The sequence below is a fragment of the Morganella morganii H1r genome (assembly GCF_000633515.1).
Lineage (GTDB): Bacteria > Pseudomonadota > Gammaproteobacteria > Enterobacterales > Enterobacteriaceae > Morganella > Morganella morganii_B.
Window position 1 is genome coordinate 1 of record NZ_AYMP01000055.1, and the last position, 23,718, is coordinate 23,718.

The 23,718-nt window shown below is 49.6% G+C and carries 21 protein-coding genes; 15 read left to right on the top strand and 6 right to left on the bottom strand.

Annotation, left to right across the window (positions count from 1 at the left end; genetic code table 11):
* The first annotated feature begins 187 nt into the window (after positions 1-187).
* The 7 genes from U868_RS0121410 (at position 188) to U868_RS26070 (ending at position 8,691) form a co-directional block, all read left to right on the top strand.
* Complete coding sequence (locus U868_RS0121410) at positions 188-970, top strand: KilA-N domain-containing protein (RefSeq protein ID WP_025155059.1); 783 nt, start codon at positions 188-190, stop codon at positions 968-970.
* A gap of 11 nt (positions 971-981) precedes the next feature.
* On the top strand, positions 982-1,680 hold the full coding sequence (locus tag U868_RS0121415) for a phage minor tail protein L (RefSeq protein ID WP_025155060.1): 699 nt from the start codon (positions 982-984) through the stop codon (positions 1,678-1,680).
* An 11-nt stretch (positions 1,681-1,691) separates the two neighbouring features.
* Positions 1,692-2,426: a C40 family peptidase gene (locus tag U868_RS0121420; RefSeq protein ID WP_025155061.1), complete on the top strand. Its 735-nt coding sequence runs from the start codon at positions 1,692-1,694 to the stop codon at positions 2,424-2,426.
* Positions 2,330-2,974, top strand: a complete 645-nt coding sequence (locus tag U868_RS0121425; protein ID WP_071997755.1) for a tail assembly protein — start codon at positions 2,330-2,332, stop codon at positions 2,972-2,974. The genes U868_RS0121420 and U868_RS0121425 overlap by 97 nt, the downstream gene beginning before the upstream one ends.
* Before the next feature lie 12 nt (positions 2,975-2,986).
* A complete protein-coding gene (locus tag U868_RS0121430) occupies positions 2,987-6,178 on the top strand; it encodes a host specificity protein J (RefSeq protein WP_025155063.1) in 3,192 nt (1,063 codons plus the stop codon).
* Positions 6,178-7,215 carry a hypothetical protein gene (locus U868_RS0121435; protein ID WP_025155064.1) on the top strand — a complete coding sequence of 346 codons (1,038 nt, stop codon included), beginning with the start codon at positions 6,178-6,180 and terminating at the stop codon, positions 7,213-7,215. The genes U868_RS0121430 and U868_RS0121435 overlap by 1 nt, the downstream gene beginning before the upstream one ends.
* A gap of 69 nt (positions 7,216-7,284) precedes the next feature.
* The gene (locus U868_RS26070) at positions 7,285-8,691 is read left to right on the top strand and encodes a hypothetical protein (protein ID WP_025155065.1); all 1,407 of its coding nucleotides are present in this window, start codon (positions 7,285-7,287) and stop codon (positions 8,689-8,691) included.
* An 80-nt stretch (positions 8,692-8,771) separates the two neighbouring features.
* Here U868_RS26070 and U868_RS0121445 read toward each other — a convergent pair whose 3' ends face one another.
* Positions 8,772-9,836: an SMEK domain-containing protein gene (locus tag U868_RS0121445; RefSeq protein ID WP_162817276.1), complete on the bottom strand. Its 1,065-nt coding sequence runs from the start codon at positions 9,834-9,836 to the stop codon at positions 8,772-8,774.
* A 145-nt stretch (positions 9,837-9,981) separates the two neighbouring features.
* Here U868_RS0121445 and U868_RS24225 point away from each other — a divergent pair, with 145 nt between their 5' ends.
* The 3 genes from U868_RS24225 (at position 9,982) to U868_RS23850 (ending at position 11,481) form a co-directional block, all read left to right on the top strand.
* Positions 9,982-10,296, top strand: a complete 315-nt coding sequence (locus U868_RS24225) for a transposase (protein ID WP_025155067.1) — start codon at positions 9,982-9,984, stop codon at positions 10,294-10,296.
* Between the two features lie 278 nt (positions 10,297-10,574).
* Positions 10,575-10,931, top strand: a complete 357-nt coding sequence (locus U868_RS23845; protein ID WP_025155068.1) for a helix-turn-helix domain-containing protein — start codon at positions 10,575-10,577, stop codon at positions 10,929-10,931.
* A 16-nt stretch (positions 10,932-10,947) separates the two neighbouring features.
* Positions 10,948-11,481, top strand: coding sequence for an ImmA/IrrE family metallo-endopeptidase (locus U868_RS23850; protein ID WP_036412295.1), 534 nt, complete (start codon positions 10,948-10,950; stop codon positions 11,479-11,481).
* Positions 11,482-11,798: 317 nt separating this feature from the next.
* Here the strand turns inward: U868_RS23850 and U868_RS0121465 are convergent, their stop codons facing one another.
* A complete protein-coding gene (locus tag U868_RS0121465; RefSeq protein WP_025155070.1) occupies positions 11,799-12,881 on the bottom strand; it encodes a tyrosine-type recombinase/integrase in 1,083 nt (360 codons plus the stop codon).
* An 89-nt stretch (positions 12,882-12,970) separates the two neighbouring features.
* On the opposite strand from U868_RS0121465, the gene dusA reads away from it, so the two are divergent.
* Complete coding sequence (gene dusA / locus U868_RS0121470) at positions 12,971-14,017, top strand: tRNA dihydrouridine(20/20a) synthase DusA (RefSeq protein ID WP_025155071.1); 1,047 nt, start codon at positions 12,971-12,973, stop codon at positions 14,015-14,017.
* 49 nt (positions 14,018-14,066) lie between these two features.
* Here the strand turns inward: dusA and U868_RS0121475 are convergent, their stop codons facing one another.
* Positions 14,067-14,381 (bottom strand): hypothetical protein, encoded by a 315-nt coding sequence (locus U868_RS0121475; RefSeq protein WP_025155072.1) that lies wholly within the window; start codon positions 14,379-14,381, stop codon positions 14,067-14,069.
* 160 nt (positions 14,382-14,541) lie between these two features.
* Positions 14,542-15,525, bottom strand: coding sequence for a quinone oxidoreductase (locus tag U868_RS0121480; RefSeq protein ID WP_004238260.1), 984 nt, complete (start codon positions 15,523-15,525; stop codon positions 14,542-14,544).
* Positions 15,526-15,757: 232 nt separating this feature from the next.
* On the opposite strand from U868_RS0121480, the gene dnaB reads away from it, so the two are divergent.
* The 3 genes from dnaB (at position 15,758) to U868_RS0121495 (ending at position 19,575) form a co-directional block, all read left to right on the top strand.
* Positions 15,758-17,164 (top strand): replicative DNA helicase, encoded by a 1,407-nt coding sequence (gene dnaB, locus U868_RS0121485; RefSeq protein ID WP_015422419.1) that lies wholly within the window; start codon positions 15,758-15,760, stop codon positions 17,162-17,164.
* A 79-nt stretch (positions 17,165-17,243) separates the two neighbouring features.
* Positions 17,244-18,323 (top strand): alanine racemase, encoded by a 1,080-nt coding sequence (gene alr, locus U868_RS0121490; protein ID WP_025155073.1) that lies wholly within the window; start codon positions 17,244-17,246, stop codon positions 18,321-18,323.
* A gap of 55 nt (positions 18,324-18,378) precedes the next feature.
* A complete protein-coding gene (locus U868_RS0121495; protein ID WP_025155074.1) occupies positions 18,379-19,575 on the top strand; it encodes an aromatic amino acid transaminase in 1,197 nt (398 codons plus the stop codon).
* A gap of 51 nt (positions 19,576-19,626) precedes the next feature.
* Here the strand turns inward: U868_RS0121495 and U868_RS0121500 are convergent, their stop codons facing one another.
* Together U868_RS0121500 and uvrA are read right to left on the bottom strand one after the other, a co-directional pair.
* Entirely contained in the window at positions 19,627-19,893 is a 267-nt protein-coding gene (locus U868_RS0121500) for a DksA/TraR family C4-type zinc finger protein (RefSeq protein WP_025155075.1), read from the bottom strand.
* A gap of 131 nt (positions 19,894-20,024) precedes the next feature.
* On the bottom strand, positions 20,025-22,859 hold the full coding sequence (uvrA, locus tag U868_RS0121505) for an excinuclease ABC subunit UvrA (protein ID WP_025155076.1): 2,835 nt from the start codon (positions 22,857-22,859) through the stop codon (positions 20,025-20,027).
* Between the two features lie 276 nt (positions 22,860-23,135).
* Here uvrA and U868_RS0121510 point away from each other — a divergent pair, with 276 nt between their 5' ends.
* Complete coding sequence (locus tag U868_RS0121510; RefSeq protein ID WP_025155077.1) at positions 23,136-23,660, top strand: single-stranded DNA-binding protein; 525 nt, start codon at positions 23,136-23,138, stop codon at positions 23,658-23,660.
* The last annotated feature ends 58 nt before the right edge of the window (positions 23,661-23,718 follow it).

Below are 23,718 nucleotides of genomic sequence, written 5' to 3' on the forward strand. Positions count from 1 at the left end.
CGCTCCGGCGGGTTTTTTATACCTGAAATTCAGTTTTACCCACCTGTGCACCACATGCACACACGCTTTTAAACATCGAGCCGATATTTAGGAATGAGCCTTTGAGGGGATCAGCTATAGCTGATGCTGCTTCGATGGGCTGATCTCCTATGTGGCAAAGGTTCATTACCTAAATAAGGAAAGCATCATGATTAAAATCATACCCATGAAGTATGACGAATCCCTGATCCCGTTTAATGGTGATTGCTGGGTGAATGCAACAGTGGCAGCAAAATATTTTGATAAAAGAGCTCTTGATTGGCTGCGACTGGATTCAACAAAAGAATATGCAAAAGAAATTGGTCAGGAGCTTGATATTGAAGCTATAAATTTAAAAGGTGAGATTTCTCACCTTTTAGTACGTGTGGAGAGGGGGCGTAATGGCGGCACCTGGATTCACCCGGAACTGGTCATTGAGTTTGCCCGCTGGTTATCACCAAAATTCGCCCGCGCCTGTGACCGGCATATAAAAAATATGCTGATGGCGCAGAATATGACACTGACGGAAGAGCAGGTTATAGGCCTGCTGACATACAAAGACGCCACTGAGTGGGAAAAGCGCTTTCAGGAGCCCTACTATCGCGCACTGTCAAAAATGGCCGGTGTTCCTTACTTTGGTCATGTCGGCGGGTGTCCGTCACTCTTCGGGATGATCACGGCGAAGTGGGTATACGGCGTTGCATTGCCTGACTATGTCTACGAATCGGTAAAAGAAAACCGGTCAGCGCGTGAAAAAATTCATCAGTACCTCAAGGCAGATGCCTTACGAAAAGTTGAAGAACAAATGGTGGCAGTAACCAATATCGCCAACAGCTCAGCTGACTATAAGGATTTTGATGCCCGGTGTATGGCTGCATTTGATGTTAAAGGGCAGATGCGGCTGCTTTATCCGGTAACGGGAAATAATTCACAGATTACCCGGTTACAGTAGCGGGAGGCGCAATGCAAAATATCTCTCCGGAAATGCGGATTGCGGTTACTGAGCTGGCTTCCGACCCTGAAATCGAACTGTTTGAAATCGACCTCACTCATATCGGCGGCATCCGGTACCGGTTTTATAACGGCATGAACAGTCAGCGAAAGCCGCTTATCTGGCAAAAGCAGGTTTATGATCCCTATCCCGTCAGCGGAGAGGGTTTCACCTACAGCGGTAAAGGCCCGTCAGGACGACCGACGATTACACTGTCCAACCTGTTCGGCCTGATCACCGGTATTGTCAGTCAGCTGGATGGGGCCGGTGGTGGTTACGTGATCCGCAGGGTGGTTAAATCCCGGTTCCTCGATGCAGATAACTTTGAGGGCGGAAACCCGGATGCTGATCCGTCACAGGAAATTATCAGCCGCTGGGTGATTGAACAGGTCACCAGTCTGAATAATAAAACAGCCTCTTTCATGCTGGCTGCGCCCAGTGAAACAGACGGCGCAATGCTGCCGTGCCGGGTTATTTTATCGGATGTGTGTCCGTGGGGGTACCGGTCTTCAGAATGTGGTTATACCGGACCGCCGGTTGCTGATGAATGGGGCAAGCCGACCAGCGATCCGGCAAAGGACAAGTGCGGCAAGCGGCTCCCTGACTGCAAACTCCGCAACAACCAGTCACGAATCGGGGCATTTGTATCGACTTCCCGCCTCAGCAGATAACACCTCAGAGGATTTCTATGATTAAACAAGCCATTCTGGCGCACGCTCAGGCGGATGCGCCCCGGGAATCGTGTGGCCTGATTATCCGTAATGAGCAGGGTGAGAAGTACCTGCCGTGCCGGAATCAGTCCCCGGATCCGGAACACCATTTTACTGTCGCGTTTGATGATTTTATCCGTGCCGGTGATCGGGGCGAGGTTGTTGCCGTGGTTCACAGTCATCCCGGCGGCCAGCCGTATCTGAGCAGCGCAGACAGAACAATGCAGATAAACAGCGGGTTGCCGTGGCTGCTGGTTTGTGACGGACAAATTCACCGGTATGAACCGGTACCGGCTTTGCTGGGCAGGCAGTTTGTTCATGGTGTCACAGACTGTTACAGCCTGTTCCGGGACGCATATCACCTGGCCGGCATCAGTCTGCCTGACTTTGAGCGGCATGATGACTGGTGGCGGCACGGTGAAGAACTCTACCTGGACAATATGGAGAACAACGGCTTTGTCCGGGTGAAAAAAGATATTCAGCCGGGTGATGTGATCCTGTTCTGTTACGCCAGTTCCCGGGCAAACCATGCCGCTGTTTATCTTGGCGCACAGACCATTCTACATCACATACCTAACCAACTCAGTAAGCGCGAGGCATATAACTCACGATGGCAACGAATGACTCACTCGATCTGGCGTTACCGCCACTGGCAACTTTCCGGCTTTACGGGGATTTGCAACGATTTGGACGCCGCTTTGATCTGAGTGTCGGAACGGCTTCTGAAGGTATTCATGCACTTTTGCTCCAGATCCCGCAATTGCGACAACGCATCCGTGACGGCTGGTACCAGATACGGATCGCCGGCAGTGATGTTTCCCCGGATGAAATTCACCGGAGATTTAATGAACGACTGCCCCGGAATGCGATCATTCATATTGTCCCGCGTATCGAAGGGGCAAAAAACGGCGGGGTTTTTCAGTTTATCGCTGGTGCTGCTGTGCTGGGGCTCGGATGGTGGAACCCCGGTGGATGGGCTGTCGGCAGTGCGCTGATGTCGGCCGGTGCGGCCATGATGCTGGGCGGTGTTGCTCAGATGCTGACACCGGTGGCGAAACAGCCTGATATGTCACGGGGTGAGGAAGAAAAAGGGAATACCTACTTCAGTAACCTGGAAAATACAGTTGCACAGGGTGTGGCTGTACCGGTGGCCTACGGGCGGATTATGTGCGGTTCCAGGGTGATCTCACAGTCGATTGAGATTATGGATGACAGTGACGGTACCAATATTGATGCGGGTAAACACGGCGGGTAAGCGAGGTAACAGATGGGAAAGGGCGGCGGCGGGCAGAGCACTCCTTATGAGGCACCGAATGATTTAAGCTCACGGCAGAAAATATCCCTGATTGATCTGATCAGTGAGGGACCGATTGAAGGACCGGAAGAAATCAATAATGTGGTGAATGATTTATCCTGTGTGTATCTGGATGATACTCCGGTTATTGACGGGTCAGGAAACAGTACAGTGAACGGCATGACAGCACAATGGCGCGCCGGAACACTGGAGCAGCCCGGGCTGTATGGCTTTACGTCATCAGCTAATGAGGAGCCGGTCGGTATCGAGGTAAAATACAATGCCCCGGTTACCAGGACAATCACTTCGCCGTATATCGACCGTTTGCGGCTGACGTTCGGGACGCAGTCTCTGGTTGAATCCAAAGACAACGGCGATAGGGTACCGACATCGGTGCAACTGGAAATTCAGATCCAGCGCGGCAGTATATGGTCCACGGAAAAAGTGGTCACCATCACCGGCAAGCGCAGCAACTCCCCTTACCTTATGGCGGTCATACTGGATAACCTGCCTCCGTCACCATTCAGCGTCAGGATGCGCCGGTTAACACCGGACAGCACCACGGATAAGATTCAGAACAATACGGTCTGGTCGAGCTATTCCGAGTTGATCGACATTAACCAGACTTACCCGGGATCGGCGGTCGCCGGACTGACGTTTGAAAGTGAGCAGTTCGGCAATAAATTCCCGCGCCGTAACTACCTTATCAGAGGTCGTATTATTCAGGTCCCGGGTAACTATAATCCGGATACCAGGGTGTACTCCGGAATATGGGACGGTACATTTAAACCGGCGTGGTCGGATAACCCGGCGTGGGTGCTGTGGGATCTGCTGACACATCCGCGCTATGGCATGGGGCAGCGCCTGAAAATCGCCGAAGTGGATAAATTTGCGTTGTATATGATCGGACAGTACTGCGATCAGGAAGTGGATGACGGTTTCGGGGGGAAAGAGCCACGTGTCCGCTGTAATGCTTATATTACCGACCTGCGTAAAGCCTATGATGTAATCAGTGAGCTGTGTTCCTCGATGCGGATTATGCCGGTGTGGAACGGTCAGGTTCTGACGTTTGTACAGGACCGCCCGTCTGATTCCGTGTGGCCGTATACTAACGCTAACGTTGCTGACGGAGTGTTTGAATACAGCTTCAGCCCTGTAAAGGCGCGTCATAACGTGGTCGAGGTTCGCTTTATTGATCCTGATAACGGCTGGAAAACCAGTGTGGAGCAGGTGTCTGATGATGTCTCTGTGGCACAGAACGGCCGGAATGTACTGCGAGTGGATGCCTTCGGCTGCACCAGTCGCGGGCAGGCTCACCGGCACGGATTGTGGATCCTGACGACAGAAAAACTCGAAACGCAGACGGTTGAATTCAGAATTGGTGCGGAAGGATTACGTCATACGCCCGGCGATATTTTTGAGATAGCGGATAACGACTGGGTGGATATGCAGATCGGCGGCCGCATTTTGTCTGTTCACCCGGAAAATAAAATACTGTTGCTTGATCGTAACATCGAAAAACCCGCCAAAGGTGATGCGTACGTTATTGTCACCGATGGTTCCGGCCTGCCGAAAACCATCAAAGTGACCGGCTATCCGGCGACGAATCAGATCACTCTTGATGTGATGCCGGAAGGTATACCACAGCATTCTGTCTGGACGCTCTCCCTGCCGTCATTGCGCCGCCGGTTATTCCGTGCGGTATCTCTGGCTGATAACAGTGACGGCACATTTACTGTTACTGCTGTTCAGCATGCGCCGGAAAAAGAAGCCATTGTAGATAAAGGTGCGGTATTTGAGCCGAAGCCGGATACGCCGCTCGGTGGTTTTATTCCCCCGGTTGAAAATCTTACTGTGGAAATCAGCAGCGATAATGAGGCATGGCAGGCCGCAGCATCATGGAACTCACCCTATGCTCTGCGCGGTGTTGAATACCTGCTGAAGCTGACCATCGGTGATCGTGTTGCCGGAACGGCGGTAACAAAAGAATCGTTTTACCGGTTCAGTGGTATGCCGCAGGGTAATTATGTGCTGACAGTCACGCCGCAGAATGACCGGGGGCAGAAAGGGGAACCGGCCAGCACATCATTCTCCGTCAATCCGCCGCTGCCGCCGTCTTATATTGATGTTGAACCCGGCTATTTCAGCCTCGGGATTGTTCCCCGTTCCGGCGGACAGAACAGCCTGCGGGCGCAATATGAGTTTTGGTTTTCAGATAAACAGATAGCCGATATCCGCGATGTTGAATCTGTGGGCGCTTATCTGGGTAACGGCACCATGTGGATTGTGCAGGGCCGTAATATGAAAGCAGGTCACCGCTATTATGTGTATGTCCGCAGCGTAAATGTGGTCGGAAAATCGATATTTGTTGAGGCCAGTGGTATTCCGGAAAGTAATGCTGATGAAATCCTCGACGCTGTGCAAAAAGAGCTCGAAGACTCAGCCATCATCAAAGACCTGCAGTCACAGGCTGAAGACAATTTCGAAGCCATCATCAACAACGCCAACAACGCTTACGGCCAGTGGAATTACTGGCAGCGTGAAAACGGCGCGATGAAAGCGGAAATTATCGAAGTTCGCAACTACACGGTCACGGAAACCACGGCGCTGGCCGAGAAAATCGACGCGGTGAAGGTGACTGCAGACGACAGTTTCGCCATGGCGCAGAACTCCATCCGGGCGCAGTGGGATATGGCATCCGGTCAGGCATCGGTGGTTCATGATATGAAAGTCCGCATTCATTACAACGGTGAGGACTATTCCGCCGGCATGGTTATCGGGGCCGAACTGAAGGGCGGACAGGTAAACACGCTTATCGGGTTCAGCGCCCAGCAGTTTGCATTTTATAACCCTGTAAATAAATCCATGGATCTGTTTATGTACATGAAAGACGGTCAGGTGTTTATGCGTGAGGCGTTCATTAATCAGGCATGGCTCAACAGCGTGGTTGTCACTGATAAAATGCAGTCGGAGAACTACGCGCCGGGTAAAGCCGGATTTCTGATTGATGCAAAAACCGGAAATGCCGAATTTAACAGCGCGATATTCCGCGGGACTCTGGATGTCCGCAGTGCTGCATCTGGTGGTCGGATGGAAATTAATAACCAGACAATCTCGGTTTATGATACCGGCAATGTACTGCGGGTGAAGCTGGGGAAACTGTAATGTCATACGGATTATACGTAAATCCACAGAATGGCGGAAAACCATTTCAGCTGGATGATTCTGATTGCCAGATGCTGACCAAATTAAAGCATGTTCGCCTGATGTTGGGGCGGCTTGATATTCCTTTTCCTAAAGATGAGTGGGTTTATAACAAAGATAAGCGGGCCTATTACACGCCTGTTCCCGGCATTGGAAACTATGATGCCTTTCTGGTGGTTAAAAAAGGAACTCAAAGTGGTTATATACCGGGTTTAACTGGTGCGTGGCCAAACTGGATAGATAAGGCGTGGCTTGCAGATGGCGGGCTGTATGCTGCCCCGAAGGGTAGTCAGGTTTATCATGTCTGGGATGACCCATACCAGGAATATTTTGCATTTGATGTGTTTGGCACCCCTAAACGCACAGCCGCAGATAATGTATATGGAATTCAGTTGATGGGAATGAATGGGGTAACCACGCTGTCAGATTTTACCAAAACCGGATACTGCGTCTGGGCTGGTGAAGTATATGCGCCAAGATATGCGGGAATATCGGTACCGGGAATCAATATTGGTGATGAATATCGTTACTCTACATACGCCAGGCCAAAGTCCGGGGAAGCCATTTTAACAAGAATGGGGGGATCAATAAGGGCAGATCGTGAAACCACACTGCAGGTTGCAGTCTTTGACCATCAGCCTAATTTGTCAAAAATGAGTGGATGGGGAGTTGAGATCTATAACAGCAGGGGACAGGTCACTTATAACACAAGGTATGCACCAATGCTCGGTGGTCAGGTTCTTGACGGCAACAAAGGAGGGTACTCTAAATATGCCCGTCCGATATACAACATAGGCACTTATGGCAGTTATATCCGGGAAATTATCAAAGAGTCATACTTTTTGAATGCCTGCGGGTTGAAGATATCAGGTAACAGGTACGATGTTGTGTCTTTCGGTGAAGTGGCGATGGGTTACCAGGGTATTGCGAACGGTGGCTATGGCGTCATTAATGGTGTCTTCAATATGCACTGTCTTGATGGCGACCGGTATTTTTAATCAACCAAAAGAATAAGTATGGATAACCGCTCCGGCGGTTTTTTTATGCCTGAAATTTAAGGAAACCCCATGATTTATACAGACGGCACCATAGCCATTAAAGCCGGTTCACCGATCGTAACCGGTACCGGCACACAGTGGAAAAAGAATATTCACGGTGTTGCCCCGGGCCAGCTTATCAGCATCGAGAACGGCACAGCACCAGTCAGTATGATGATCCGCGCGGTAAACAGTGATACCGAACTGGTGTTGGCATTCAATGCCCCGGTAACGCTCAGCGGTGCGAAATACTCCATTGCCACCACAGTCCCGGATGGCATTTCAGATGCGGCCCGCACCATGTCAGCCAATCAGGGCTATATCGTTTATTTTCTCCAGGCAATGCAGCAGTGGATGACGGACACCGGCCAGGTGGAAATTGAGTTGCCGAATGGACAAAAGGTGACGCTGGATAGCATTAAAGCGCTGAATGAAGCGATTAAGAAAATAGACGAAAAAGTAGATAATATTAAAATCCCTGAACCTAAAGATGCAACAACGACCCAAAAAGGGATTGTGCAACTCTCAGCATCAGTCGGGGCATCAACAACTAAAGTGCCACACGAGAAAGCGGTAAGTGATGCGCTGAGTAAAAAAGCAAATACAGATGCGCTTGGAAGTGCAGCTGGTAAGGATGCAGGCACTGGTAGTGGCAATCTAATGGAGGTGGGAGCATTCGGGTTCGGTGGTTCTGGTCATCAGTTTTCACGGGCTGAGCCGGACATGTATAATTATATGCGCGCACCAGCTACGCCTACCTCGGTATTTTCTAATACAATAACCACCTCCATGAGTGATGCATATTCGGCGGTGGCTTATTTTTGTGCAAGTAATACGTATACATCGATCGCGGTATCCTATACAGGAGGAAGTGTTAAGGTTGTTGGCGGGAATGAAAATAACGCGTATGCACATACCCTGTGGACCAGCAGAAATACCACCACAGACAGTAACGGGTTCATTAAGAAAGCTTCCCCGATTATCGAAATCCACCCTGATGACCATTACGAAACCAACGACGAATCAGAAGGCGCTGAAGTCAGCCGCATCGGCACCGGCCAGTATCACATTACCGGTATACTCGGTTATAATTCAGATGGTGCCTGGGGCATAAACGGTGGTATTTCGGTACCGAAAGACAATAACGACCTTGAGCTGGTTTATGTCGATGACAGGGTGCAGAGTGACGGTAGCCTGATTATTGAAACTTGTCACCGTCAGCATGCGCATTTGCCGGAACGTTTCCAGAACTGGCGGCTGAAAGAGGTCACCCCGGAAGGTGAGCGTATCTTCTATCAGGACGGCGAACCGTGTGACCTGCCGGAATCAACCCGTCTCGATGTTCGTGTCGAAATGCCGCAAGGCTCTGTGTGGAATGTGAAGCAGCGGGAGTTGTCCGAGCAGATGGCGCAGGAGTTGGCTGAGCGGGAGGAGTGACCAGAAATGATAATTTAAAACGAGGAAATCAATCCCGTTCGGTCAGGGATTGATTTCGGAGAAATCCAGATAATGATGCTTTACTTTCCAAGTAAAGTAAAATCTAAATATATAATAGCATCTCTTATTTTTTGTTCATATCCTAGTGCATTAAAATAATGTTTTAATGCGATAAACATGTCAATATCTAAATTATAATCAGGATATGAGACCGTTATGAACCTATTATATTTAAGATAAGTGTCTATTTCATTGCTTTTTGATTCATCAACCCCTAAGATCTCATCTTCAGTATATAATATATTTATTTGTTTAAGATAGTTAATATAGTGTTCGATGTTACCCTGATGATACTCGGATAAACTAAAAAATAGATTTTCAATTTGAACGGTGATTTTTTTTGCATGAGATGTTGATGTGTTTTGATCTGATAGTATTATTATTTCTGCAATAAATTCACGCATAGGTTGTGATATTTTTTGTAAACGCATTATAAAGCTGTTTAGTGAATTAAATAAATCTTCGTAATTTATTTCATAGGAAAAATTTGGATTTATTGATAAATACCTTTTTTGCAACAATTTTTCTGTGATAGCATGAAATTTATTGATATTTTCTGGTATTATTGGCGTTTTTATTATTTCTCCTACATACTGGTAACTATCTATCGATAATTCTTTAAGTAATGAATGTACATGAATTAATCTCCTATTAGGAAAGGTGTTTATTTTAATGAGAATGTCACTTAGTGTTATTGATTCTATCCTTATTCCATTATATGAGCTCATTCGTGGTTGGTATGGTCTATTTATTAAAAAAAGAAACCAAACTGCATTTAAGTTTGGTCTTGAATTTGAAATTATATTTATGGAATGTTTTATTTTTGTGTAGCTTGCATCTCTTGTTACCTGCATTCCTGTATCTCTCTTCTCATCTAAATAATCTATACCTGGTGAATTATTGTTTTTTTTATTTAAATCAGTAAACTCCATATCAAACACAAAATTAACTATATCTAACATGTTACTTTCTGCAATGATAGCAGCATCATTTAAATTTAATCTGGATAGCATGTGTAAATAACTGGAAAATGTAGCCACTTTAGCTGCGCATTGTTTTATTAATCTTTCTCTATCTGTTGGCATATCATGTATCACTATATAAATTTATTTTTTGAATTTTAATCTCTATCGTATAGAAATGAAAGCTGGGAAAAATTTTTTGTTGTGCTTCAGTGTCAGGATAATTACCACCCACTCTGAAAATTAATCCAAGGGCGCGGAATGACACATGAAACGTATTTCACCTGAACGAAAATCAGCGGTACTGGCTAGAATACTACGGTCTTACAACATGACGGTTTCCGCAGTTGCACAAGCTGAAGAAATATCCGAAGCTACGCTCTATAACTGGCCAAGCCAGGCTAAATCAGAAGGGAAACTCGAGCTCGGAGCAGATAAAAAGACAGGGGAGTGGCCGTCATCAGGCTTTAAGAGGTTGACAGAAGCTCGGAAATTTACCCGCTGGTACAACGACAGCCATCCGCGTAGCAGCACAGATGGGATGATATCGTGCCGCTGGTACAGCGTGATGCAGTATAAATAGCAAAAGCCAACCGTCCGGAGCTGTGGTCAAGTAAGACACGGGACTGGCAGCGGAAAATCACAGTGATCCTGAATCCAGAACGGGAAAACAGGCTGCTTAAATTAACAAAGGGTGACAACTATCTTGACACTTACGACCCATGACACCCTGTGATGCGGAGTCAGACAATGAACACTGAAAGGAAAAAAATAAACAAAAAATGTTGATTTATTTTCACTGGATGTTTATATTGACGCTGAGCCGAAATCTTTCGGCCGTTTTAAGCTAAGGAGTACACAATGTTAACGCCGTTCGGTAAGACAGTAAGGAAAATGCGCATAGATCTAGGCATAACTCTGAAGAGTATGGCTGATGCTATCGGCATGACATCCTCTTACCTTTCAGCGATTGAAACTGGAAAAAGAGCCGTAACACAGCCTATTTTAAATAGTGTCATAGATTTTTTTGGCGCTGATAATGGAAAAAAACAAGAATTAATGGATGCGGCTCTAGAATCTCAACAATCAGTGGAGATTGGCTTGTCTGGTAGAGATGGCACCGCTCGTGATACAGCTATCGCGTTTGCACGTAGTTTTGATGAATTAAGTGAAGAAGATTTAACGCAATTGAATAATATTTTAAATAAATACAAATAATAGAAGGTGGTGACTTTTGAGTGGACAGGATTATCGTGTACCTCCACAAAGTCGAAGTTCGATTAGGGATGGTGCGAAGACACTAAGAGAAGTACTAAGGATCTCTAGTGTTTATTTTCCAATAATGGAGGTGTTGGAATTAGCGCTACCAAAATTACTAGATGGATATGAATTTGTGGTGGGAAGCCAAGAGGATATGGAAGGGACGCATGGATTAACATTTCCGCAGGAAAACAGAATTATTTTGCGTGAGGATGTTTATCATGGTGCGCTTGAAGGCAATGGTCGTGACAGGATGACGGCCGCTCATGAATTAGGTCATCTCCTTTTACACAAAAATATAGCATTTGCTAGGTCATTACCTGGGGTTGATGTTAAGCCATATGAGAGTAGTGAATGGCAAGCGAAGTGCTTTAGTGGTGAATTATTGGTACCAGCATCATTCTCGGCATCATTAATACACATGGAACCTGAACAACTTGCTTTAACCTGTGGTGTCTCAATTGAGGCAGCCAGGTATCAGTTAAAGGTATTAAAAAACCCCTACTAGGTTGCAGCCATAGTAAGGGCCTCTAAAGGTGATAATCCGTAGAGTATCACCGCTTGAATATCTCGTAGCAACCTGAAATTAACACCTCAGGAGGGCTTATTCAAGAAAAATCTCTCTCGGTAAGGAGGTGTTTTATGGATGGCGTTACGTTCTATCGTAAAAAAAGCAGCCCCAAAAGGGTTCCGCTGGATTTTCTGTCGCTACCGCAAGGTTCGGGGTAAATCAGGCAAGATGCTCGATGCGCATGCATACGGGTATCAGGCATGGGCCTTCTTGGTTCGTTGCTAAATAAGAAAGCATGGGGTAACCCATGCTTTTTATTTTCTGGTTAGTTTGAGAAATTTCTCATGCAATGATTGTGGGTAAAGCTCAGTATAAACCTGCCACAGCACATTCAGTGATCTGTGCCCTGTTACCTGGGCCACTTCCTCAATACTGAATCCCGCTTCAAATAACCGACTGGCACCCTCACGGCGTAAATCGTGATAGCGCAAATCCTCAATACCTAATGCATTACGAACCCGCTGGAAACCCGCAGATACCGATTTAGGGTTATACGGAAACACTCTTTCATCTGTTCGTGGTTGCCGTTGCAGTATCGTCCAGGCATCGCCAAGCAGCGGAACGGACATATGGTTACCGGTTTTTTTGCGCGGATCTTTTCTGTCTCTTACCAGTACGCTGCGGTTTTTTTCATCCACATCAGACCACAAAATTTTGCATACCTCCCCGATCCGCATGCAGCTCAGTATAGAAAAGTCGAGAATATCGACAAAGGGTATTTTTCCTTCCCGGTGCTCACTGCGGGCCTTCAGTCCTTCTTTCAGCAGAGATAATTCATCATTCTGCGGTCGCCGACTGCGGCGCTGTGATTTTCCGATCAGCCCCATTTGCAGGAGCTGTGGTCTCGCTTCGTGAGAAGGGCAATCTGTGTACTCAATACCATAAACAGGTTTAGCTGATCGCAATACAGAAGTGAGATAGCTTACATCGTGGTTTATTGTCGATGGAGATGCACCGGCCGCAGAGCGTGCCCGGCAATGTTCTATTACATGATTAACAGATAACTCAGGGAGAGACAGCGCAGCCAGTTCTGAATCAAAAAGCATATTCAGCACGTACTTTTTGGTACGGCCAGCTTTGCCACCCATTTTGGGGTCATTGATATATTTAAAAATCAGATCCCGTACTGTGAGTTTTGTGACATCGTCAGGGTTAGGAATGCCGTGCTGCTCTAATTCAATAACCCGGCGTGTGCCCCATGTTTTCGCATGGGCCTGCTTTGTGAATGTCCGGTTTTCTCTGTAAATGTATTTACCTTTTTCTTTTACACCTACCGTACACCGGTACCGATATGAACCATCAGCGCGTTGCCGTTTCTCTATGCTATAATAGGCCATCAGTTATATGTTCCTTTATTCAGGTCCCCAAATACCAGGGGTGCTGGTAGGGGTGCCAATAAAGAAAAAATACACTAAAAAGACCTAAAATGCACCAAAATACGCCAACAGAAAAAACCACTGAAACCCAGCAATTACGTGCTGTGAGCGGCTATAAGAACCTTAACCGGTTTTCCGTTGCACCGATGCTGGACTGGACTGATCGCCATTGCCGTTATTTTCACCGTAAGCTCAGCCGCCACGCGCTGCTGTATACTGAAATGGTGACAACAGGGGCGATTCTGTTCGGAAAAGGGGATTATCTGGCGTATAACGAGGCGGAGCACCCGGTTGCATTGCAGCTCGGCGGCAGTGACCCGGCGGCACTGGCGCAGTGTGCGAAAATCGCACACGAACGCGGTTATGATGAAATCAACCTGAATGTCGGCTGTCCGTCTGACCGTGTGCAGAACGGAATGTTCGGTGCCTGTCTGATGGGCAACGCCTCTCTGGTGGCGGATTGTGTCGCAGCAATGCGGGATGTGACGGATATTCCTGTCACGGTTAAAACCCGGATCGGGATTGATGATCAGGACAGTTACGAGTTTTTATGTGATTTTGTCGGCACGGTGGCGGATCGCGGCGGTTGTGAGATGTTTATTATTCATGGCCGTAAAGCCTGGCTCTCCGGCCTGAGTCCGAAAGAGAACCGGGAGATTCCGCCGCTGGATTATCCGCGCGTGTATCAGCTGAAAAAAGATTTTCCGCACCTGACCATGGCGCTTAACGGCGGTATTAAAACATTAGAAGAGGCGAAAACCCATCTGCAGTATATGGACGGCGTGATGATCGGGCGTGAGGCATATCAGAACCCGTCAATTCTGGCACTGGTCGATAATGCGCTGTTTGATACTACCCTGCCGGTGACAGATACGGTCGCTGCTGTGGAAGCGATGTATCCGTATATTGAAGCTGAGATGGCGAAAGGAACATATCTCGGTCACATTACCCGCCATATGCTGGGCATTTTCCAGGGCATTCCGGGGGCGCGTCAGTGGCGGCGTCATCTGAGTGAAAATGCCCATAAAGCCGGGGCAGATCTGCGGGTGATTGAAGCAGCACTGGCGTTTGTTACCCGAAAGAATATAGCTGAATAATTATCATATGAATAATGAACTCCCGGAACAGAGAGTTCATTTTTCTTAATTATAATGAATCAAAGAAACGGTTATAACATGCGATGATATAACTGATTTGTGCATTAAATGCAGCTTTGATTTCGTCTTTCTGTTCTGGTGTTTCAGCTTTCTTTTTCAGAATAAAAAAGCTTTCCTGCATTAATTGTACAGTGACATCTGCAGATTTTTGAAATGCAGATAAGCTGTTATTTTTACCGTAACATTCAAGAAGAACATCAAAGCGGTTATCCGCTTCATCACGAATCATCTGAAATTCAGCGTTTGTGATTCTGCCATCCTGATAGATAAAATCAACAAGATGATTTATTTCCGTATTATTCATAAATATTCCTTTTTCTGTGATTGAAAAATAATGATAAATATCCGGCGTTAAACAATCAATAAAAATAAATATATAAATTTAACATGAATTAGGAGTATTTATTAATAAAAACCCTCATTTAATAACGAGGGTTTTTATTGTTAATTAAATAATATATATCTTAAGGAATTAAGATGCTGGATCCGGTTGTCGCACGGCCTTCCAGGCGTTTGTGTGCCAGGGCAGCATCTTTCAGCGGATAAACCTGATCCGCAGGTATAGAAATAGTCAGTTTACCGCTCAGGATCAGATCAAAAATTGCTTTGCTGGCTTCGTTAAGCTCTTCGCGGTTGGTGATGTAACCAAAGACAGAAGGGCGGGTCACATACAGTGAGCCTTTCTTATTTAAAATCCCCAGATCAACACCGGTGACCGGGCCGGAGGCATTGCCGTAGCTGACCATCAGGCCGCGGCGCTTCAGGCAGTCCAGTGACGGCAGCCAGGTGTCTTTGCCGACAGAGTCATACACCACACCGACTTTTTCACCGTCAGTGAGTGCCAGCACCCGCTCAACAATGTCTTCTTTATTGTAGTTGATGGTTTCCCAGGCGCCGGCGGCTTTGGCTTTCTGCGCCTTTTCATCAGAACCCACGGTACCTATCATCTTCGCGCCCAGCGCTTTGGCCCACTGGCAGGCGATTTGTCCGACACCACCGGCAGCGGCGTGGAACAGGAAGACTTCCCCGGCTTTTACCTCATAAGTTTTGCGCAGCAGATAAAACGCGGTCAGACCTTTCATAAAGCAGGCGGCAGCGGTTTCAAAGCTGATACCGTCCGGCAGAATGGCGAGCTTTTCTTCCGGCACGTTATGGATTTCACTGTACGCACCCAGCGGAGACTGCCCGTAGACCACGCGGTCACCGACTTTAATGTGTTTTACGTTTGCACCGGTTTTTACCACCACACCGGCGGCTTCAGAGCCGACACCGGAAGGGGATACCGGCGCAGGGTACAGGCCGCTGCGGAAATAGGTATCAATATAGTTCACGCCGATTGCTTTGTTTTCCACCTGAACTTCACCCGGCGCCGGGTCTGCCGGCGTAAAGTCACGATAAACCAGTACATCGGTGCCGCCGGGTGCATCAAATTCAATACGTTTAGCCATGGAGGGAACCTCATTCGGAAAAAAAGAGTGGCCACTTACCTGCAGACAGCGCAGAAACAGTAAGCGGGACAGTTAATCATATGATTTATTGTATTTGGCATAATTGCATGTCACTGAAAATTACTCAAGCTTCGTGCAATCAGCGGTAAAGGAGGGCTATACTACCCGCTCTGTCCCGTTCAGGGACGCAGGTATTCTCCCCGGCAGACGCACTGATAAGTAAGAGAGTTTCATGGCCAGATATCCCAAGGACACCAAGACCGACAAACCCCGTGACCATCAGATGGAAGGGCTGAAATTACCGCCGCATTCCCTGGAAGCCGAACAGTCCGTTCTCGGCGGACTGATGCTGGACAACGAGCGTTGGGATAATGTCTCTGAACGTGTGACCGGCGAGGATTTTTTCAGCCGCCCGCACCGGACGATTTTCAGTCAGATGCAGCGCCTGCTCGAGCAGGGACGGCCGATTGACCTGATCACGCTGTCCGAAGCACTGGAAACCGGCGGAGAGCTGGAAAATGTCGGCGGGTTTGCCTACCTGGCGGAACTCTCGAAAAATACACCAAGTGCGGCGAATATTAACGCTTATGCAGATATCGTCCGTGAACGTGCGGTGATCCGCGACATGATTTCAGTCGCCAATGAGATCGCCGATGCCGGTTACGATCCGCAGGGGCGTTCCAGTGAAGATCTGCTCGATCTGGCAGAGTCCCGCGTGTTCCAGATCGCCGAAAACCGCGCCAATAAAGATGAAGGGCCGAAAGGGATCGAGGCGATTCTGGAAGAAACCGTCGAGAAGATCGAAAAGCTTTATGCTCAGCCGCATGACGGGGTGACCGGAGTATCGTCCGGGTATCAGGATCTGGATAAAAAGACTGCCGGTCTGCAACCTTCTGATTTAATTATTGTTGCGGCGCGTCCGTCCATGGGGAAAACGACATTCGCCATGAACCTGTGCGAAAACGCCGCCATGACCGAAGAAAAACCGGTGCTGATTTTCAGCCTTGAGATGCCCGGCAACCAGATCATGATGCGTATGCTGGCTTCCCTTTCCCGCGTTGACCAGACCCGCATCCGTACCGGGCAGCTCGATGATGAGGATTGGGCGCGCATCTCCAGCACCATGGGGATTCTGCTGGAAAAGCGCAATATGTATATTGATGATTCCTCCGGCCTGACCCCGACCGAAGTCCGCTCCCGCGCACGGCGGATTTTCCGTGAGCACGGCGGCTTAAGCCTGATTATGATCGACTACCTGCAATTAATGCGGGTGCCGTCCCTCTCTGATAACCGTACCCTGGAAATCGCTGAGATTTCCCGCTCCCTGAAAGCACTGGCCAAAGAATTACAGGTGCCGGTGGTTGCACTGTCCCAGCTGAACCGTAGTCTGGAACAACGTGCCGATAAACGCCCGGTAAACTCCGACCTGCGTGAATCCGGCTCCATCGAGCAGGATGCTGACCTTATCATGTTTATCTACCGTGACGAGGTTTATCACGAAAGCAGTGATCTGAAAGGCGTGGCTGAAATTATTATCGGCAAGCAGCGTAACGGCCCTATCGGAACCGTCCGTCTGACCTTCAACGGCCAGTGGTCGCGTTTTGATAACTATGCAGGGCCGAGTTATGACGATGAATAAACCGTCTGAATATAATGCGGACGGCATAATAACCCTGACAACAAACAAGACATCAAAAACCCCTAACCAAGGAACCCCTATGAAAGCGGCAACAGCCGTCATTGACCGTGGTGCGCTGCGCCACAACTGGCAGCGGATCCGGGAATTGGCACCGGACAGCCGTCATGTTGCGGTGGTCAAAGCAAACGCCTACGGCCACGGATTAGTCGAAATCGCCCGTGAACTCAATGAGGCGGATGCGTTTGCGGTGGCGCGTCTGAGCGAAGCGCATGCGTTGCGGGCCGGTGGTATTGTTAAACCTATCATCTTACTGGAAGGTTTTTTCGATGCGGCGGATTTGCCGGTGATTGTTGCCAGTCGTCTGGAAGTGGCGGTTCATTTTGAAGAGCAGTTAGTGGCGCTGGAGCAGGCGCAGTTATCGGATCCGGTGAAAGTCTGGATGAAAATTGATACCGGTATGCACCGTCTCGGCGTGCGTCCGGAAGAAGCGGAAGCGTTTTATCAGCGGCTGTGCCAATGCAAAAACGTACAGCAGCCGGTGAATATCATCAGCCATTTCAGCCGCGCGGATGAAGATGACGCACAACCGACAGAAGCACAAATCACCCGTTTTATGGTATTTGCTGCCGGTAAACCGGGGGAAAAATCGATTTCTGCGTCCGGCGGTATTCTTTACTGGCCGCAGGCGCACCTCGACTGGGTTCGTCCCGGGATCATTCTGTACGGTGTGTCACCGAAAAGCGGTACCGAAGCCGGTGATTATGGCCTGAAACCGGTGATGACCCTCAAATCCCGCCTGATTGCTGTGCGTAAACATAAAGCATGGGAAGCGGTCGGTTACGGCGGTACCTGGATCAGTGATCGTGACACCTGTCTGGGGGTGATCGCGGTTGGTTACGGTGACGGCTATCCGCGCAGTGCGCCATCCGGCACACCGGTGGTGATTAACGGACGCCGTGTTCCCATTGCCGGGCGTGTTTCCATGGACATGATAACTATCGACCTGGGGCCGGATTGCAGTGATAAAGCGGGTGATGAAGTCATTTTATGGGGGGATTCACTGCCGGTGGAGCAAATCGCAGAAGCCAGTGGCATCAGTGCCTATGAACTGATCACCAGGCTGACCTCCCGCGTGGCGATGGAATATCTGGACGAATAAAATGTGACGCGATATGTTCTGATAGTGAGAAAAATAACAATCAGGAGTATCGCTTGTGTTCGAACATGTAGACGCCTACGGCGGCGACCCGATCTTAACGCTCGTTGAGCATTTCAAACAGGATCCCCGGAAGGAGAAGGTCAATCTCAGTATTGGCCTCTATTACGACGATTCCGGGGTGACTCCGCAACTGAACAGCATCACACAGGCAAAACAGCGCTATAACGCGCAGGATACCGGAGCCTCCCTGTATCTGCCGATGGAAGGTTTTTCCCCTTACCGCAGCGCGGTACAGACGCTGCTGCTGGGCGATGACAGCGGGCTTATCCGCCAGGGCCGTGTGGCGACGATCCAGACGCTGGGCGGATCCGGTGCGCTGAAGATCGGCGCGGATTTCCTGCACCGTTATTTCCCGGGATCGGATGTCTGGCTCAGTGATCCGACATGGGAAAACCATCAGGCGATCTTTGCCGGTGCCGGATTTAAAACCCATTATTATCCGTATTTTGATCCGCAGACCAAAGGTGTGAAATTTGATGAGATGCTGGCAACATTTGAGACGTTACCGGCAAAAAGCATCATTTTACTGCATCCGTGCTGCCATAACCCGACCGGTTCCGATCTGACACCGGAGCAGTGGGACAACGTTGTCGCGGTGGTGAAAAAGCGGGAGCTGATCCCGTTCCTGGATATTGCTTATCAGGGCTTCGGCGGCGGTATGGAAGAGGATGCCTATGCTATCCGCGCCATGGCGGCGGCAGAGGTACCGTGTTTCGTCAGTAACTCGTTCTCAAAAATTTTCTCACTGTACGGTGAGCGTGTCGGCGGGCTGTCAGTCCTCTGCCCGACACAGCAGGAAGCAGAGCGGGTGCTGGGTCAGCTGAAAGCAGGTGTGCGCCGTGTCTATTCCAGTGCACCGTCTTACGGGGCAAAACTGGTCTCTGAAGTGCTGAATGATACTGCACTGAAAGCACAGTGGCTGGCGGAAGTGGACACCATGCGCAGCCGGATCGCAGAGATGCGGACAGTGCTGGTGGATACACTGAAAAACACACTACCGGAGAAAAACTTCGATCATCTTCTGCATCAGCGCGGGATGTTCAGCTACACCGGGTTCAGTCCGGAGCAGGTTACTGCACTGCGTGAGCAGCATGCGGTGTATCTGGTCGGTTCCGGGCGTGTCTGCATGGCGGGGGTGAACCGTCATAATGTGGATGCGATTGCGCGGGCTTTTGCGGCGGTCAGCCGTTAATCCTCAGTCATGAAATGATGATGCGCGGAATCATTGTGTTCCGCGCCTGTTTCAGCGTAACTGACTGTCTTTACTGCCGCGCCGGTTATAACCGCTGAATGCGGCCTGTTTTTTATCCTCTTCTGCCTGACAGTTCACACACAACTGCACTCCGGGTATCGCATCACGCCGCGCCTGCGGGATCGGCTCACCGCACTCTTCACAAAACAGCGCGCTTTCTCCTGTCGTCAGCTGGCTGCGCACCCGGGCGACCGCATCATCCAGTGTGGCATCAATCTGCTCCTGAACAGCAGAATCACTTGCCCATCCGCTTGCCATGTTCGCCTCCTGTTTCCGGTGGTTGTCTGATACTTTATTTTATCACGGGTTGCTTATTATTTCACCAGTACGGAAAGCGGATAAAAAAATACCGCAGCAAACGCTGCGGTATTTTCAGAAGCGGGAGAAGATTAATATCCTCTTTTCAGAATCGGCTTCAGGAAGCGGGCAGTGTGTGAGCGTTCACATGCTGCCACTTCTTCAGGGGTACCGGCGATCAGGATTTCACCACCGCCGCTGCCGCCTTCCGGGCCTAAATCCACAATCCAGTCTGCGGTTTTAATCACATCGAGATTGTGTTCGATAACCACAATACTGTTACCCTGGTCGCGCAGTTGATGCAGTACTGCCAGCAGCTGTTCGATATCTGCAAAGTGCAGACCGGTGGTCGGCTCATCAAGGATATAGAGTGTCTGCCCGGTGCCGCGTTTGGAGAGTTCTTTCGCCAGTTTCACCCGCTGCGCTTCACCGCCGGAGAGGGTGGTTGCCGACTGCCCGAGGCGGATATAAGAGAGGCCGACATCCATCAGGGTCTGTAATTTACGCGCCAGCGCCGGGACGGCATCGAAGAATTCACGGGCTTCCTCGATAGTCATATCCAGCACTTCGTGGATATTTTTCCCTTTGTATTTCACTTCCAGAGTTTCGCGGTTATAGCGTTTGCCTTTACACTGGTCGCACGGCACATACACATCCGGCAGGAAGTGCATTTCCACTTTCAGTACACCGTCACCCTGACAGGCTTCGCAGCGGCCGCCTTTGACGTTGAAACTGAACCGGCCCGGCGTGTAACCGCGTGAGCGGGATTCCGGTACCCCCGCGAACAGTTCGCGGACAGGCGTAAACACACCGGTATAGGTCGCCGGGTTTGAACGCGGAGTCCGGCCGATAGGGCTCTGGTCGATATCAATGACTTTATCGAAATGCTCCAGACCTTCGACAGACTTATACGGCGCAGGCGTAATGGTGGTCGCGCCGTTGAGCTGTGTCTGGGCAATCGGGAACAGGGTGTCGTTGATCAGGGTGGATTTCCCTGAACCGGAAACCCCGGTGATACAGGTAAACAGCCCGACCGGCAGATTCAGGGTCACATTCTTCAGGTTGTTACCGCCGGCACCGGTGATGGTCAGCATTTTGGCCGGATCCGCCACATTGCGTTTTTCCGGGATGGTGATCCGCCGTTCGCCGCTGAGGAATTTCCCGGTCAGGGACTCCGGTGTGCCGATAATGTCGTCCAGCGATCCCTGGGCAACAATTTCCCCGCCGTGAACACCTGCACCCGGCCCGATATCGATAATATGATCGGCAGCGCGGATAGCATCCTCATCATGCTCCACCACAATCACGGTATTGCCGAGATTGCGCAGATGAATCAGGGTTTCCAGCAGGCGGTCATTATCGCGCTGATGAAGACCGATTGACGGCTCATCCAGCACATACATCACACCGACCAGACCGGCACCGATCTGACTGGCAAGGCGGATACGCTGTGCCTCACCGCCGGACAGGGTTTCTGCGGAGCGGGAGAGTGTCAGGTAATTCAGGCCGACGTTAACCAGGAATTTCAGGCGATCCTGAATCTCTTTCAGGACTTTTTCGGCGATTTTCGCGCGCTGGCCGCTGAATTTCAGGTTATTAAAGAAATCCATCGCATGCCCGATGCTGAAATCAGAAATCTGCGGCAGTGTGGTGTTATCGACAAACACAAAGCGGGCTTCTTTTTTCAGACGGGTGCCGCCGCAGGAAATACACGGGCGGTTACTGATATATTTGGCCAGTTCTTCGCGTACCGCCATGGATTCCGTCTCTTTATAACGGCGTTCCATGTTGTGCAGCACACCTTCGAACGGATGATGACGGACTGTCACATCACCCCGGTCATTGGAATATTTAAACTCAATGGATTCACGGCCTGAACCATTGAGGATCACTTTCTGAATTTTGGCCGGTAACTCTGAATACGGGGATTCAATATCAAACTTATAATGATCCGCCAGAGACATCAGCATCTGATAATAATAGAAATTACGGCGATCCCAGCCGCGGATAGCCCCGCCGCCGAGTGACAGATTCGGGTTCTGCACCACGCGATCCGGATCGAAAAACTGCTGAACGCCCAGGCCGTCACAGGTCGGGCAGGCACCCGCCGGGTTGTTGAAGGAGAACAGGCGCGGCTCCAGCTCACTCATGCTGTATCCGCAGACCGGACAGGCAAAGTTTGCTGAAAATACCAGTTCTTCGGCGCTGTTATCTTCCATATCGGCGATAATAGCGGTACCGCCGGACAGTGTCAGTGCCGTTTCAAAGGATTCCGCCAGGCGCTGTGTCAGATCATCCCGGACTTTGAAACGGTCAACCACCACTTCGATGGTGTGTTTAATCTGTAATTCCAGTTTCGGCGGATCAGAGAGATCACAGATTTCCCCGTCGATCCGCGCACGGATATAGCCCTGCGCCGCCAGGCTATCGAGCAGTTTGGTGTGTTCGCCTTTGCGCTCTTTGACCACCGGCGCCAGCAGCATCAGGCGTTTACCTTCCGGCAGGGTCAGCACATTGTCCACCATCTGGCTGACGGTCTGTGCTGCCAGCGGAATGTCGTGATCCGGACAGCGCGGCTCACCCACACGGGCAAACAACAGGCGCAGATAGTCATGAATTTCAGTGATGGTCCCCACGGTGGAACGCGGGTTATGGGAAGTGGATTTCTGCTCGATGGAAATCGCCGGGGAAAGCCCTTCAATATGATCCACATCCGGTTTTTCCATCAGCGACAGGAACTGACGCGCATACGCGGACAGGGATTCCACATAACGGCGCTGCCCCTCGGCATACAAGGTATCAAAGGCAAGGGACGACTTCCCGGAGCCGGATAACCCCGTGATAACAATCAGTTTATCACGCGGAATAATGAGGTTGATATTCTTCAGATTGTGGGTGCGGGCGCCCCGTATATCGATATTATCCATGTACCACTTCCCGGGAGTTTCAGATAGCGAACAATTTATTCAGCCTGATATTATTGCACATAATTCACTGAATGGATATCCAGTACCAGAAGAAATCTGTGTATAATCTCAGCAGCATTTGCCTGATAGCGGATTGCATTTTGCGCAGCAGATTTTAGAGAAGACACGCAAATCTGCAACGGAAATCACGGCAAAAGATTAGCGTTTCAAAAAAGCCACTCAGACGTGTTAGACTAGATCCTTATATGTTTTAAACAATTTCATCGGGAGCATTTCATGGCCAGCAGAGGCGTCAACAAAGTCATTCTTATCGGGAACCTGGGTCAGGATCCGGAAGTGCGTTACATGCCTAACGGCGGTGCGGTTACCAACATCACACTGGCGACATCAGAATCATGGCGTGATAAACAAACCGGCGAAATGAAAGAGAAGACCGAGTGGCACCGTGTGGTGATCTTCGGCAAACTGGCAGAAATTGCCGGTGAATATCTGAAAAAAGGGTCACAGGTTTATATCGAAGGCTCACTCCAGACCCGCAAATGGCAGGATCAGAGCGGCCAGGAGCGTTACACCACAGAAGTCGTGGTCAATATCGGCGGCAGCATGCAGATGCTGGGCGGCCGCAGCGGCGGTGGCGACAATATGTCCCAGGGCGGCGGCTGGGGTCAGCCACAGCAGCCACAACAATCCCAGCAGTTCAGCGGCGGCAACAACCCGCGTCCGGCACAACAGCCGGCAGCAGCAGCAGCACCGCAAAGCAATGAACCGCCAATGGACTTCGATGACGATATTCCGTTCTGATCTGAATATCTGTTATTTCATATAAAAAATCCCGCATTGGCGCTGAGAGATCCCCATA